The sequence below is a fragment of the Arthrobacter sp. MDT2-34-1 genome (assembly GCF_059091365.1).
In genome coordinates this window covers 503,328-515,427 of record NZ_JBNHGO010000001.1, presented here as the reverse complement: position 1 = coordinate 515,427, position 12,100 = coordinate 503,328, and the positions used below count along the sequence as shown (strand labels likewise).

General features: G+C 69.7%; 12 protein-coding genes. 9 read left to right on the top strand and 3 right to left on the bottom strand.

The genetic code is table 11. The features are described from left to right. The 3 genes from AC5RVV_RS02385 to pdxS all read left to right on the top strand — a co-directional run bounded on the left by AC5RVV_RS02385 (position 1) and on the right by pdxS (position 2,237). Positions 1-579, top strand: a complete 579-nt coding sequence (locus AC5RVV_RS02385) for an HIT family protein (RefSeq protein WP_493999836.1) — start codon at positions 1-3, stop codon at positions 577-579. Positions 580-586: 7 nt separating this feature from the next. Then, positions 587-1,198 carry a phosphatidylinositol phosphate synthase gene (pgsA, locus tag AC5RVV_RS02380; protein ID WP_493999835.1) on the top strand — a complete coding sequence of 204 codons (612 nt, stop codon included), beginning with the start codon at positions 587-589 and terminating at the stop codon, positions 1,196-1,198. Positions 1,199-1,322: 124 nt separating this feature from the next. Beyond that, complete coding sequence (gene pdxS, locus AC5RVV_RS02375; protein WP_493999834.1) at positions 1,323-2,237, top strand: pyridoxal 5'-phosphate synthase lyase subunit PdxS; 915 nt, start codon at positions 1,323-1,325, stop codon at positions 2,235-2,237. Positions 2,238-2,325: 88 nt separating this feature from the next. On the opposite strand, the gene AC5RVV_RS02370 is transcribed toward pdxS, so the two are convergent. Then, the gene (locus AC5RVV_RS02370; RefSeq protein WP_493999833.1) at positions 2,326-4,374 is read right to left on the bottom strand and encodes a M3 family metallopeptidase; all 2,049 of its coding nucleotides are present in this window, start codon (positions 4,372-4,374) and stop codon (positions 2,326-2,328) included. Positions 4,375-4,476: 102 nt separating this feature from the next. Between AC5RVV_RS02370 and AC5RVV_RS02365 the strand changes: the two genes are divergently transcribed. After that, a complete protein-coding gene (locus AC5RVV_RS02365; protein WP_493999832.1) occupies positions 4,477-5,850 on the top strand; it encodes a CapA family protein in 1,374 nt (457 codons plus the stop codon). Positions 5,851-5,926: 76 nt separating this feature from the next. Here AC5RVV_RS02365 and AC5RVV_RS02360 read toward each other — a convergent pair whose 3' ends face one another. Both AC5RVV_RS02360 and AC5RVV_RS02355 read right to left on the bottom strand, forming a co-directional pair. After that, the gene (locus tag AC5RVV_RS02360) at positions 5,927-6,649 is read right to left on the bottom strand and encodes a type 1 glutamine amidotransferase (protein ID WP_493999831.1); all 723 of its coding nucleotides are present in this window, start codon (positions 6,647-6,649) and stop codon (positions 5,927-5,929) included. Continuing rightward, the gene (locus tag AC5RVV_RS02355) at positions 6,649-7,944 is read right to left on the bottom strand and encodes a MurT ligase domain-containing protein (RefSeq protein WP_493999830.1); all 1,296 of its coding nucleotides are present in this window, start codon (positions 7,942-7,944) and stop codon (positions 6,649-6,651) included. The genes AC5RVV_RS02360 and AC5RVV_RS02355 overlap by 1 nt, the downstream gene beginning before the upstream one ends. Positions 7,945-8,117: 173 nt before the next feature. Between AC5RVV_RS02355 and pdxT the strand changes: the two genes are divergently transcribed. From pdxT to ruvB, 5 genes are all read left to right on the top strand, one after another. Beyond that, positions 8,118-8,783, top strand: coding sequence for a pyridoxal 5'-phosphate synthase glutaminase subunit PdxT (gene pdxT / locus AC5RVV_RS02350; RefSeq protein WP_493999829.1), 666 nt, complete (start codon positions 8,118-8,120; stop codon positions 8,781-8,783). A 2-nt stretch (positions 8,784-8,785) separates the two neighbouring features. Next, positions 8,786-9,541 carry a YebC/PmpR family DNA-binding transcriptional regulator gene (locus tag AC5RVV_RS02345; RefSeq protein ID WP_493999828.1) on the top strand — a complete coding sequence of 252 codons (756 nt, stop codon included), beginning with the start codon at positions 8,786-8,788 and terminating at the stop codon, positions 9,539-9,541. 26 nt (positions 9,542-9,567) lie between these two features. Beyond that, entirely contained in the window at positions 9,568-10,128 is a 561-nt protein-coding gene (gene ruvC / locus AC5RVV_RS02340; RefSeq protein WP_493999827.1) for a crossover junction endodeoxyribonuclease RuvC, read from the top strand. A gap of 164 nt (positions 10,129-10,292) precedes the next feature. Next, positions 10,293-10,928, top strand: a complete 636-nt coding sequence (gene ruvA / locus AC5RVV_RS02335) for a Holliday junction branch migration protein RuvA (RefSeq protein ID WP_493999826.1) — start codon at positions 10,293-10,295, stop codon at positions 10,926-10,928. Position 10,929: 1 nt separating this feature from the next. Beyond that, positions 10,930-12,015 (top strand): Holliday junction branch migration DNA helicase RuvB, encoded by a 1,086-nt coding sequence (gene ruvB, locus AC5RVV_RS02330; RefSeq protein WP_493987107.1) that lies wholly within the window; start codon positions 10,930-10,932, stop codon positions 12,013-12,015. Positions 12,016-12,100 lie beyond the last annotated feature (85 nt).

Genomic DNA, 12,100 nt, shown 5'->3' with positions numbered 1-12,100 from the left:
ATGGCCGAGACGACCGAAGCCATGACCGACCGGACCGGCGACGAGGTGACGGACGGCTTTGAGCTGCCCGGCGTGCCGGATGCCTTCCAGCGGCTCTGGACGCCGCACCGCATGGCCTACGTCAAGGGCGGCCAGGGCCAGTTCAAGAACAAGGACGAGTGCCCGTTCTGTGTGGCTCCGGCCCGCCCCGACGAGGAATCGCTGATCGTCCACCGCGGCGAGTTCGCCTACGTGGTGCTCAACCTGTTTCCTTACAACCCCGGGCACCTGCTGGTCTGCCCGTACCGCCACGTGCCCGACTACACCGACATCACCGCGGAGGAGACCGCCGAGTTCGCCGAGCTGACCCAGACGGCGATGCGGGTCCTGCGGAAGGTGGCCAACCCCAGCGGCTTCAACCTGGGCATGAACCAGGGCGAAGCCGGGGGCGCCGGGGTGGCGGCGCACCTGCACCAGCACGTGGTGCCCCGGTGGGGCGGCGACGGGAACTTCTTCCCGATCATCGCCCAGACCAAGGCGATCACCGAGACCCTGGACGAGGTCCGCAAGCAGGTATCCCAAGCCTGGCCGGCACGGTAGCGCGGCGATGCTCAACAAGTACGCGCGCGGGTTCTTCGGAAAGCTGTTCTCGCCGCTGGCCCGTGCCCTGATCCGGATGGGCGTCTCGCCCGACGCCGTCACCATCGTGGGCACCCTCGGGGTCTCCGTGGGGGCGCTCGTGTTCTACCCGCTGGGGGAGCTGTTCTGGGGAACGGTCTTCATCACGGCGTTCGTCTTCTCCGACATGGTGGACGGCTTGATGGCGCGCATGCTGGAGCGCAACAGCCGCTGGGGCAACTTCCTGGATTCCACCCTCGACCGGCTGGCCGACGGCGCGGTGTTCGCCGGCGTGGCCATCTGGTTCTTCACCGGCGGAGAGAACACCGCCATCGCCGTCTCCGCGCTCGTATGCCTGCTGCTCGGGTCGTTGGTCTCCTATGCCAGGGCCAAGGCCGAGTCGCTGGGCTGCACCGCCGCGGTGGGCCTGGCCGAACGCTCCGAGCGCCTGGTTTCCGTCCTGGTTTTCACCGGCCTGACCGGACTGGGCCTGCCGGAGGTGGTCCTGCTGGTGGTCCTGGTGCTGCTGGCCGCCGCCAGCCTGCTGACCGTGGCCCAGCGGATCATGGCCGTCTACCGTCAGACACAGCAAACCGCCTGATCCGCCCCGGACCGCCCAGGCCCCCGGTTGGGGCCCCGAGGAAGGTTACGTCATCGGTGACCCAGCGCACCGGGCCGGACGTATGATGAGGTGTACGTTTCCTACCGACTCCTAGGGGCTTCTAGTGTCCAGCAGTGAAGAAACTTCAACTCACGCGCCCGTGACCGGCAGCAGCCGCGTCAAGCGGGGCATGGCCGAGATGTTGAAGGGCGGCGTCATCATGGACGTCGTGACTCCCGACCAGGCCCGCATCGCCGAAGACGCCGGTGCGGTGGCCGTGATGGCCCTTGAACGCGTTCCGGCGGATATCCGCGCCCAGGGCGGCGTGTCCCGGATGAGCGATCCGGACATGGTGGACGGCATCATCGACGCCGTCTCCATCCCGGTGATGGCCAAGGCCCGCATCGGCCACTTCGTCGAGGCGCAGGTGCTGCAGTCCCTCGGCGTGGATTACATCGACGAGTCCGAGGTGCTGACCCCGGCCGACTACACCAACCACATCGACAAGTGGAACTTCACCGTTCCCTTCGTCTGCGGCGCCACCAACCTGGGCGAGGCCCTGCGCCGCATCAACGAGGGCGCGGCCATGATCCGTTCCAAGGGCGAAGCCGGCACCGGCGACGTCTCCAACGCCACCGGCCACATGCGCCAGATCCGCTCCGAGATCAAGCGCCTGTCGGCAATGCCCGAAGACGAACTGTACGTGGCCGCGAAGGAACTGCAGGCCCCGTACGAGCTGGTCAAGGAAATCGCCGCCACCGGCAAGCTGCCCGTGGTGCTGTTTACCGCCGGCGGCATCGCCACCCCGGCCGACGCCGCGATGATGATGCAACTGGGCGCCGACGGCGTGTTCGTCGGCTCCGGCATCTTCAAGTCCGGCAACCCGGCCGAGCGCGCCGCCGCGATCGTCAAGGCCACCACCTTCCACGACGACCCGGACGTCATCGCCAAGGTCTCGCGCGGGCTGGGCGAGGCCATGGTCGGCATCAACGTGGACGAAATCCCGCAGCCGCACCGCCTCGCCGAGCGCGGCTGGTAAATACCGACGACGGCGAACGCCCGGTCCCGCACGACAGTGGAGTACCGGGCGTTCGCCGTTTCCGGGGGCTGCCCTTACGGGGCCGCCGTTACCGGACGTCCCCGCGGCCGGCCGGGGCGCTGTCGTCCCGGTCGAGGCCGCGCCGGGCCAGCAGCGGCGCCAGGTCGGCGTCCCGGCCGCGGAAGCTCCGGTAGGCCTGCAGCGGGTCGATGCTGTTGCCCCGTGAGAGCAGCTCGCGGCGGAAACGGTCTCCGTTGCCGCGCCGCAGTCTGCCGTTTTCGCCGAACCAGGCGACCGTGTCGGCGTCGAGGATTTCGCTCCACAGGTAGGAGTAATAGCCCGCTGCGTAGCCGCCGGCGAAGATGTGCTTGAAGTAGCCGGTGCGGTAGCGCGGCGGGACCAGGGGCAGGTCGATGCCGGCGTCGGCCAGTGCCTGCCGTTCGAAGGCCAGCGGGTCCTCGACCCGCTGCCCGGCGGCCAGGCTGTGCCAGGCCAGGTCCAGCACACACGCGGCCAGGTACTCGGTGGTGGCAAAGCCTTCGCCCCACAGCTGCGCAGCCTTAATGCGGTCCACCACCTCCCGGGGCAGCGGTTCGCCGGTCAGGTGGTGCCTGGCGTAGTTGCCGGCGACCTCCGGCTCCAGCATCCACATCTCGTTGACCTGCGACGGGTATTCCACGAAGTCCCGGGGCACGTTGGTGCCCGAGAGGCCGGGGTACTCCACCCGGGACAGCAGGCCGTGCAGCGCATGGCCGAACTCGTGGAAAAGCGTCACCACGTTGTCGTAGCTGAGCAGGGCCGGCTCGCCGGGAGCGGGCTGCGGGATGTTCAGGTTGTTCATCACGACGGCGCGCTGTCCCAGCAAGCGGGACTGCTCGACCAGCGAATCCATCCAGGCACCGCCGTTCTTCGTGTCCCGGGTATGGAAGTCGCCGATGAACAGACCCAGCCCGGCACCGTCGTCGTCCGTCACTTCCCAGATCCGGGCCTGCGGATGGTAGGCGGCGAGGTCCGGCCGGGCCTCGAACCGCAGCCCGTACAACCGGTTGGCGGCGAAGAACACGCCGTCGGTGAGCACACGTTCGAGCTCGAAATACTGCCGCAGCCCGGCCAGGTCCACGCTGTAGTCGCGGCGGCGCACAATTTCCGCGTAGAAGGCCCAGTCCCACGGCTCGAGGGGGTGGCCGGCCGCCTCGGCGAGGATCTCCGCCTCGGCGCGGGCGTTGGCGACGGCCGGCGGGACCAGCCGCGCCAGCATGTCCTGGACGGCCGCGAGCGAGGGCGCCGTCTGCCCGTCCAGCACATACTCGGCATGATTGGCGAAGCCGAGCAGCGCGGCCCGCTCGGCCCGCAGCTCCGCCGTGCGGGCCGCCAGCTCCAGCGTCCGGTGGCCCGCTTCGCCGCGGCCCACCGATGCCTCATGCAGGCGGCGGCGGGTGCCGCGGTCGGCAAGGGTCTCCAGCGCCGGCTGGGCGGTCGGCAGGGTCAGGGCCAGCAGCCATCCATCGTCGTAACCGGCGTCCCGCGCCGCCAGTTCGGCGGCGGCCAGATCGTCGTCGGCGAGCCCGGCCAGTTGTCCGCGGTCGGTGACATGTACCGCGGCGGCATTGCCGGCGGCCAGCAGTTCCCGCGAGTACTCCGCGTCCAGCTCCGACAGCTCCACGTTCATGGCGCGCAGCCGCTCCTGGTCCGCCGGGGGGAGCTGGGCGCCGGCCCGGCGGAACTTCTTGCGCAGCTCGGTGAGCAGGCGCAGGTCTTCGCCCTCGAGCCCTTCGGCGGCTTCGTCGACCGCCGAGACCCGCCGGTAGAGCGCCGCATGCAGGTAGATGTTGTCCCGGTGGGCGGCCCGCTGCGGGGCCATCTGCTGCTGCAGCTCCATCACGTCGTCGGTGGCGTCGGCGGCGGCGAAGTTGTCCAGCACGGCGCTCACCCGGTACAGCGTGCGGCCGGACCGTTCGAAGGCGACGGCGGTGTTCTCGAACGTCGCCGGTGCCGGATTGGCCGCGATCGCCTCGATTTCCGCCAGTTGCTCGCGGAACCCGGCCTCGAACGCTTCCGGATAGTGTTCAAGTCGGATCGCGGCGAAATCGGGCAGCTCATAGGGGAGGACACTGGGTTCCAGGAAGGGGTTGGCCATGCCACCACTTTGCCATGGGTACCCGGCGTCCCCGCCGTACCTGCCGGGGGCACGCCGCCGCGCCACCGTGGTGCAGGGCACAGCCGGACTTACACTGGCGGCATGAACAGGCAGCCGCCCGACGGGCCGGCCGGTTCCCCGGTGCGGGAAGCGGGCCGATGCATACACCGGGCAGCGGTGGCGCGGACTCCCGCACCGGCGGCGGCGTTGGCCATCGCGGCCCTGCTGCTGGCCGGCTGCGGCCCGGGGCCGGAGGCCGCCGGACCGCCCGGCACCGCACCGGCCGCGACTAAGCCGGCGGCTGCGCCCTCCGGATCCGGCCCACCGGGGAGCGGCGGCGCGGGGGAGGCGCCGCCGTCGACCTCCGCACCGGAGCCCGCCCCGGAGCCGGCGGCGACGGCCGGCGCGGGCCCGACGTGCCCGGGAATCCGCTGCGCCACCGTGGCCCTCACCGGCGACCTGCTGCTGCACGAGCCGCTCTGGGAGCAGGCGGCCGCCGACGCCCGGCGGACCGGGAAAGGGGCCCTGGACTTCGAGCCGATGTTGGCGGCCCAGGGGCAATACCTGGACACCGCCGACCTCGCCGTCTGCCAGCTGGAAACCCCGCTGGCCGGCGACGACGGACCGTACTCCGGCTACCCAGCGTTCAACGCGCCGCCGCAGATCCTCGACGCCGCCGCCGCCGTGGGCTACGACGCCTGCACCACCGCCAGCAACCACGCGTTCGACCACGGCACCGCCGGCCTGGAACGGACCCTGCAGGCGCTGGACGCGCGCGGCCTGGAACACACCGGCACCTACGCCAGCGCGGCCGAGGCCGAGGAGGTATTGGTTTTGGACACGCCGGCCGCGCGGATCGCGGTCATCACCGGCACCTTCTCGCTGAACGGGCTGGAGCCGGACCGGCCCTGGCAGGTGGACGTGCTGGATCCCCCGGCGATGATCGCCAAGGCCAGGAAGGCCCGGGCGCAGGGCGCGGACATCGTCTTGGGAGCGGTGCATGCCGGGGACGAATACACCGCCTACGCCAGCCCGCAACAGCAGGAGGTTGCCCACGCGTTGGCCGACAGCGGCGAGTTCTCCTTGGTGTACGGGCACCACAGCCACTCCGTCCAGCCGATTGAGCGCTACGACGGCACCTGGATCGTCTACGGGCTGGGCAACACCCTCGCCGCGCATGCAACCCCGAACATCCTCAACACCGAGGGGTTGATGGTTCGGGCCAGGTTCAGCCAGGCCGGCGACTACGGCGCCTGGGAGGTGGCGGGGCTGGACTGGCTGCCGGCCACGTTCGACGGACCCGGGCACCGCTGGTGCCCGGTGGCAGCGGATGCGCTGGCGGCAGCCGCGAAGTCCGGGGACTGGTGCGTGTCCGAACAGGCGGACGCGGCCAGCCGGCTACGGACCAAGGCGACCGTCGAGTCCATGGGAGCCCCGACGGACGTCGCCCGCGAGTGGCTGCTCAGCGGCGATTGACGCCGCGGGCCGTCGTCCGAACTGGCTTAGCGACGGCCTGGCCTCAGTGGCTGCCAAGCGTCAGCGTCCGCCGGCGTCAGCGCGGACGGGCGGCCGCGTCGGCGCGGGCTTCGGCCTCATGCGGAATGTCCAGCGGCACGTCGTTGAAGCTGCCGTAGCGCCGCTCGACGGCGTGGCGGATCAGGTAGTCGGCCACGGCCGGGTTCTTGGGCAGCAGGGAACCGTGCAGGTAGGTGGCAATGACGTTCCGGTAGCGGGCTCCCTCGGTGCCGTCGGTGCCGTTGTTGCCCTGGCCCTTGGTGACCCGTCCCAACGGCCGGACATCGCTGCCGAGGGTGGTCAGTCCGCTGTGGTTCTCGTACCCGATAACCGTGCCGAACTCGCCGCTTTCGAGCACGGTGTTGCCGATCAACCGGGTGGGCCCGCCCACGGTTTCGGCATCGAGCAGCCCGATGCCGGTGATGACCTCGCCGGTGTGGGTGGTGAACCGGTGGCCGAACAGCTGGTAGAGGCCGCAGACCGCCAGCATCGGCAGGCCGTCCTCGGCCAGCTCCCGCAGCCGGCCGCCCTGGGCCAGCAGGTCGGCCTGGATCTTGTTCTGGCCGGAGTCCTGGCCGCCGCCGCCCACGATCAGGTCCACCTGCTCGGGGAACGCGTCGCCGGGGTTGTACTCGTGCAGCCGGACGTCGTAGCCGCGCAGCTCCAGGCGCTTGCGCAGCACCAGGACATTCCCCCAGTCGCCGTAGATGTTCATGTCCCGCGGGTAGAGCTGGAGCAGGTCGATAACAGGAGCGTCCATCAGGAGACCACTTCCACTTCGGTCAGTTTGCCGAGCTCGCGGCGCAGCGCCAGCATGGCGGTGTAGGTGCAGTAGATGCGCTTCGGCGTCTCCGGACCGCCCGCAATGAACCGCTGCAGCGAGGCATTGAGGTCGGTGTCCACCCGGTCCACCGGAACGTCCTCGTAGAAGAGGCGCAGCCCCATGTCGCGTGCCCGGACCCCGGAGACCTCGGCCACGCCGGTGTCCCGCAGCGAATCGAAGTCGACGTCCCACAGCCAGGACATGTCCCGCCCGTCCGCGTAGTTGTCGTTAATGGCGATCATGGTCCGGTAGCCGGCGGCGGGGAAGGACTTCAGTGCCAGCCGGAAGCCGGCCGGGTTCTTCACCAGCACCAGGTCCAGCGGCTGGCCGTTGACGGTCAGCGATTCGCCGCGGCCGAAGGCCGGCGTCACGTTCTCCAGCGACGCCAGCAGTTCCGGCTCGTCCACCGCGGGGCCCAACACGGTCCGCGCCAGCACCAACGCCGCGGCGGCGTTGAACACGTTGTAAACGCCGGTCAGCTTCAGCTCGACCTCGAGCTCGCGGCCGTCCAGCTGGAAGGTTGCGGCGGGCCCCTCACAGGCTGAGAGCACGACGTCGGCGCTCGGCCGGCCGGAGTCGGCGGCGGTGGCGCCGGAGGGGTCGGCGGAGGCGGCGGACCGCATTTCGTCGTCATGCGGAAACATGTGGCGCAGCTGCGGCGCCAGGCCGAAGTATTCGACCCGCGGCGCGGCCACGGCGCCCGCCAGCGCCGCGATGCGCGGGTCTTCCCGGTTCAGTACCACTGCCTCGGTCGTCGCCGCGGCGATCTGCCGGAGGAAACCCGCGGTCGTTTCGATTTCGCCAAAGCGGTCCAGCTGGTCGCGCATGACGTTGAGCAGCAGGCTGTAGCGCGGGGCCACCAGTTTGACGAAGTGAACCGCGTGGGCCTCGTCCAGCTCCAACACGGCAATGTCCGCGTCAAGCCGGCCCCGGGCGTCGGAGTCGCCCAGCACGGCAGCGACCACGCCGCGGGTGAAGTTGCTGCCCGTCCGGTTCGTGAACACCTTCAGGCCCTGCCCCTGCAGCAGCTCCACCACCATCTTGGTGGTAGTGGTTTTGCCGTTCGTCCCGCTGATCACCACGACGCCGCGCGGCAGCTCGCCGAGCGTGCGCGGCAGGAACTGCGGATCGATTTTTTCGGCCACCAGGCCGGGCAGTGCGGAACCGCCGCCGCGGAGCCTGGCTACCGCCTTTACGGCCTTTCCGGCAACGGTCGCAAGGAGGTGTCGCATGAGTAGAGACTATACAAGCCGCCGTGCCCCGGCGCCGTCGGCCCGGGCCGAACAGTGTCGGTCACCACAGGGGAGGGGGCACCGTTTAACACCGCCGGACCGGTTGGCACTACTGTTTTTCCGTACGGCCGCCACTGAGGCGGCCCCGATGCGAACTCCGAGGAACCGTCACCGTGGTCACGATTGGTGTGCTTGCCCTGCAGGGCGATGTCCGCGAACATCTATCCGTCCTGCAGCACAGCGGCGCCGCGGCGGTGCCGGTGCGCCGGCCGGCGGAGCTGGCGGCCGTGGACGGCCTGGTCATCCCCGGCGGTGAATCCACGACGATCGACAAGCTCACGCGCATCTTTGAGCTGGCCGACCCGCTGAAGGGGCGGATCGAGGCGGGCATGCCGGTCTACGGTTCGTGCGCGGGCATGATCATGCTGGCCCGGGAGATTGCAGACCCCGCCACCGACCTGAAGGGCGAACCGCAGCAGACACTGGGCGGCCTGGATATAACGGTGCGTCGGAACGCCTTCGGCCGACAGCGCGAATCGTTCGAGTCCGACCTGGACTTCCGGGGCCTGGAGTTCAGCGCGGCGTCTCCCGGCCAGGACCCGGCGCCGGTCCACGCCGTGTTCATCCGTGCGCCCTGGGTGGAACGCGTGGGCAAGGGCGTGGAGGTCCTGGCTGCCGTCCAGCCGGAGGAGGCCTCCCACACCGACACTTTGCACGGGACAGCTAGAATAGTGGCAGTGCGTTCGCGGCATCTGCTGGCGACATCCTTCCACCCGGAGATTACGGGGGAGCGCCGCATCCACGAACTTTTCATCCGCATCGTCAGAGGAGAGGCGTAAGCATGGCCGGACACTCCAAGTGGGCAACCACCAAGCACAAGAAGGCCGTGATCGACGCCAGGCGTGCCAAGTCGTTCGCGAAGCTGATCAAGAACATTGAGGTAGCGGCGCGCAACGGGGGAGCGGACATGTCCGGCAACCCCGCGCTGGAACTGGCCGTCCAAAAGGCCAAGAAGACCTCGGTTCCCAACGACAACATCGACCGCGCGGTCAAGCGCGGTGCCGGCCTGACCGGCGAAACGGTGGACTACAGCGAAATCATCTACGAGGCCCGCGGGCCGCAGGGCTCCGCTGTGCTGATCGAGTGCCTCACCGACAACAAGAACCGGGCCGCCTCGGAGGTTCGCCTGGCCATCACCCGCAACGGCGGCACCATTGCCGACCCGGGGTCGGTGTCCTACATGTTCTCCCGCAAGGGCGTGGTGTCCCTGCCCAGGAACGAACTCACGGAAGACGACCTTCTGATGGCGGTGCTCGAAGCCGGCGCGGAGGAAGTCAAGGAGCAGGGCGACAACTTCGAGGTCCACGCCGATCCCACGGACCTGCGCGCCGTCGTGGCCGCACTGGAAGAGGCCGGCATCGAATACGAAACCGACGAGATCGAGTTCGTGTCCTCGATGGCCGTGGAGCTCGACGCGGACGCGGCCCGGAAGTTTATGAAGCTGGTGGATGCTCTCGAGGACCTGGACGACGTCCAGAACGTCTATTCCAACGCCGACATCAGCGCGGACGTCCTCGCCGAAATCGAGAACGACTGACACCGGTCCGGCCGTCGGCGCCCGCCATGCGCGTGCTGGGAGTGGACCCGGGCCTGACCCGCTGCGGCCTGGGCGTGGTCGATGTTGAACCGAACCGGCGCTCCTCCCTCGTGGACGTCGGTGTGGTGGGGACCACCCCGGACATGGCGCTGGAGCTGCGCCTGCTGAAGATTGCCGACGCGATCGACGAATGGCTCGACGCGCACACCCCGGACGTGCTCGCCGTCGAACGCGTCTTCAGCCAGACGAATGTCAGTACCGTGATGGGCACCGCGCAGGCGTCCGGGGTGGTCATCGCGGCGGCGGCACGGCGCGGGATCGCCGTCGCGCTGCACACGCCCACCGAGGTGAAAGCGGCGGTCACCGGCAACGGGCAGGCGGACAAAGCCGCCGTGACCAAGATGGTGACCCGGATCCTTCGGCTGGACACCCCGCCGCGCCCGGCCGATGCCGCGGACGCCCTGGCGCTGGCGATCACCCATGCCTGGCGCGGCGGAGCTGCGAGACCGGCTGCCGGCGGTGGGATGACGACGGCGCAGCGGCTCTGGGCGGAGGCCGAAGCGAAGGCCAAGCGCACCCGCCGCTGACGTGGGGCCGGCGGCGGCCGCCGGAACCGGTGCCACGGTGTGGCGGTGGCCGGCAATGTCCGTGCTGCCCCGTAAGCTATTCGTAGATATGTTCGGACAATCCGCCGCCGTGCTGCCCGCGGGGCGGACTCCGGGCCGCAGTGCCGGAATTGGGAGTTGAGTTCATGATTAGCTCGTTGCGCGGCGTCGTCGCCCACGTGGGATTGCAATCGGCCGTGATCGACGTCAACGGATTCGGCATGCTCGTCCAGGCGACGCCGCAGACCCTGGGTACGCTGTTCGTGGGGCGGGAGGCCGAACTGGCCACCACCATGATTGTGCGCGAAGACTCCATGACGCTGTTCGGCTTCGAGGACGCAGCGCAACGGGAAGTTTTTGAGACCCTCATCTCGGTCAGCGGGGTCGGCCCGAGGCTGGGCCTGGCGGCGCTGTCGGTGCACTCGCCCGAGGCGCTGAGGGTTGCCGCCGCGGAGGGGGACAGCAAGGCGTTCACCAAGGTTCCGGGTATCGGGCAGAAGCTCGCCGGCCGGATCGTGCTCGAGCTGGCCGGGAAGTTGATCCCCACCGGCGAGCAGGCCCCCCAGCAGAAGGGCGGCTGGAAGGGACAGGTGCAGGAGGCCCTGGCCGGCCTGGGCTGGTCCGAGAAGGACGCCGCCGCGGCGGTGGACACCACCGCCGAGGAAAATCGGGAGGCGGCAGCGGCAGGCAACGTGGGCGACTTGCTGCGGCTGACCCTCCGCAGGCTCGGCCAGGACGGCGCCCGGACCGGCGCGTCCCGGCGGACCGCGGGAGTGAACTAGCGTGGCGGAGGATTCCGAGAACAACCGGCTGGTCGCCAACACGTCGGAAACCGAAGAACGGGCGATCGAATCGGCGCTGCGGCCCAAGAACCTGGACGATTTCGTGGGCCAGGCCCGGGTCCGCCAGCAGCTGTCGCTGGTGCTGGAGGCGTCCCGGATCCGCGAACGGACAGCCGACCATGTCCTGCTGTCCGGCCCGCCCGGACTGGGCAAGACCACGCTGGCCATGATCATCGCCGCGGAAATGAACGCGCCGCTGCGGATCAGCTCCGGACCGGCGATCCAGCACGCGGGCGACCTGGCGGCGATCCTGTCGTCGCTGACCGAAGGGGAGATCTTCTTCCTGGATGAGATCCACCGGATGTCGCGGCCGGCAGAGGAAATGCTCTACATGGCGATGGAGGACTTCCGGGTGGACATCGTGGTGGGCAAGGGCGCCGGCGCCACCGCCATCCCGCTCGACCTGCCGCCGTTCACCCTCGTCGGGGCCACGACCCGGGCCGGGCTGCTGCCGGGGCCGCTGCGCGACCGGTTCGGCTTCACCGGGCACTTGGAGTTCTACGCCGTCGCGGAGCTTGAGCTGGTGCTCCGCCGCTCGGCCATGCTGCTGGACCTCAAGGTCAGTTCGGCCGGTTTCGCCGAGATCGCCGGGCGCTCCCGCGGCACGCCCCGCATCGCCAACCGTCTGCTGCGCCGGGTGCGGGACTGGGCCCTTGTGCACAAGATCGAGGAGATCGATGCGCGTGCGGCAGCCGCGGCGCTCGATATGTACGAAGTCGACGAACGGGGACTGGACCGGCTGGACCGGGCGGTGCTGACCGCCCTGATCACCAAGTTCGGCGGAGGGCCCGTCGGTTTATCCACCCTGGCCATAGCCGTCGGCGAGGAAACCGAGACGGTGGAGACGGTGGCCGAGCCCTACTTGGTCCGCGAAGGGCTGCTCGGCCGGACGCCGCGCGGACGGATCGCCACCGCCGCGGCCTGGCAACACCTGGGGCTGGCGGTGCCGGATCACCTGGCCGCGGGACAGACCGAAGACCTGCTCTCGGAACTGCTGGAGCCGGACACGGATTTCGCCGAAAACTGAAGCTTGACCGTGTCAGGGCGGTCACCGCGTAGAATGGTAGGAACGTGCGGAGTGCGCCGTCCCTCACGGGACGCGGCAGGCTGCG

What these genes read in the sequence shown, in the direction of transcription:
- ruvA (WP_493999826.1), top strand. Translation starts at nt 10,293, where the DNA reads ATGATTAGCTCGTTGCGCGGCGTCGTCGCCCACGTGGGATTGCAATCG.
- ruvC (WP_493999827.1), top strand. Translation starts at nt 9,568, where the DNA reads ATGCGCGTGCTGGGAGTGGACCCGGGCCTGACCCGCTGCGGCCTGGGC.
- pgsA (WP_493999835.1), top strand. Translation starts at nt 587, where the DNA reads ATGCTCAACAAGTACGCGCGCGGGTTCTTCGGAAAGCTGTTCTCGCCG.
- AC5RVV_RS02345 (WP_493999828.1), top strand. Translation starts at nt 8,786, where the DNA reads ATGGCCGGACACTCCAAGTGGGCAACCACCAAGCACAAGAAGGCCGTG.
- AC5RVV_RS02365 (WP_493999832.1), top strand. Translation starts at nt 4,477, where the DNA reads ATGAACAGGCAGCCGCCCGACGGGCCGGCCGGTTCCCCGGTGCGGGAA.
- AC5RVV_RS02360 (WP_493999831.1), bottom strand. Translation starts at nt 6,649, where the DNA reads ATGGACGCTCCTGTTATCGACCTGCTCCAGCTCTACCCGCGGGACATG.
- AC5RVV_RS02385 (WP_493999836.1), top strand. Translation starts at nt 1, where the DNA reads ATGGCCGAGACGACCGAAGCCATGACCGACCGGACCGGCGACGAGGTG.
- AC5RVV_RS02370 (WP_493999833.1), bottom strand. Translation starts at nt 4,374, where the DNA reads ATGGCCAACCCCTTCCTGGAACCCAGTGTCCTCCCCTATGAGCTGCCC.
- AC5RVV_RS02355 (WP_493999830.1), bottom strand. Translation starts at nt 7,944, where the DNA reads ATGCGACACCTCCTTGCGACCGTTGCCGGAAAGGCCGTAAAGGCGGTA.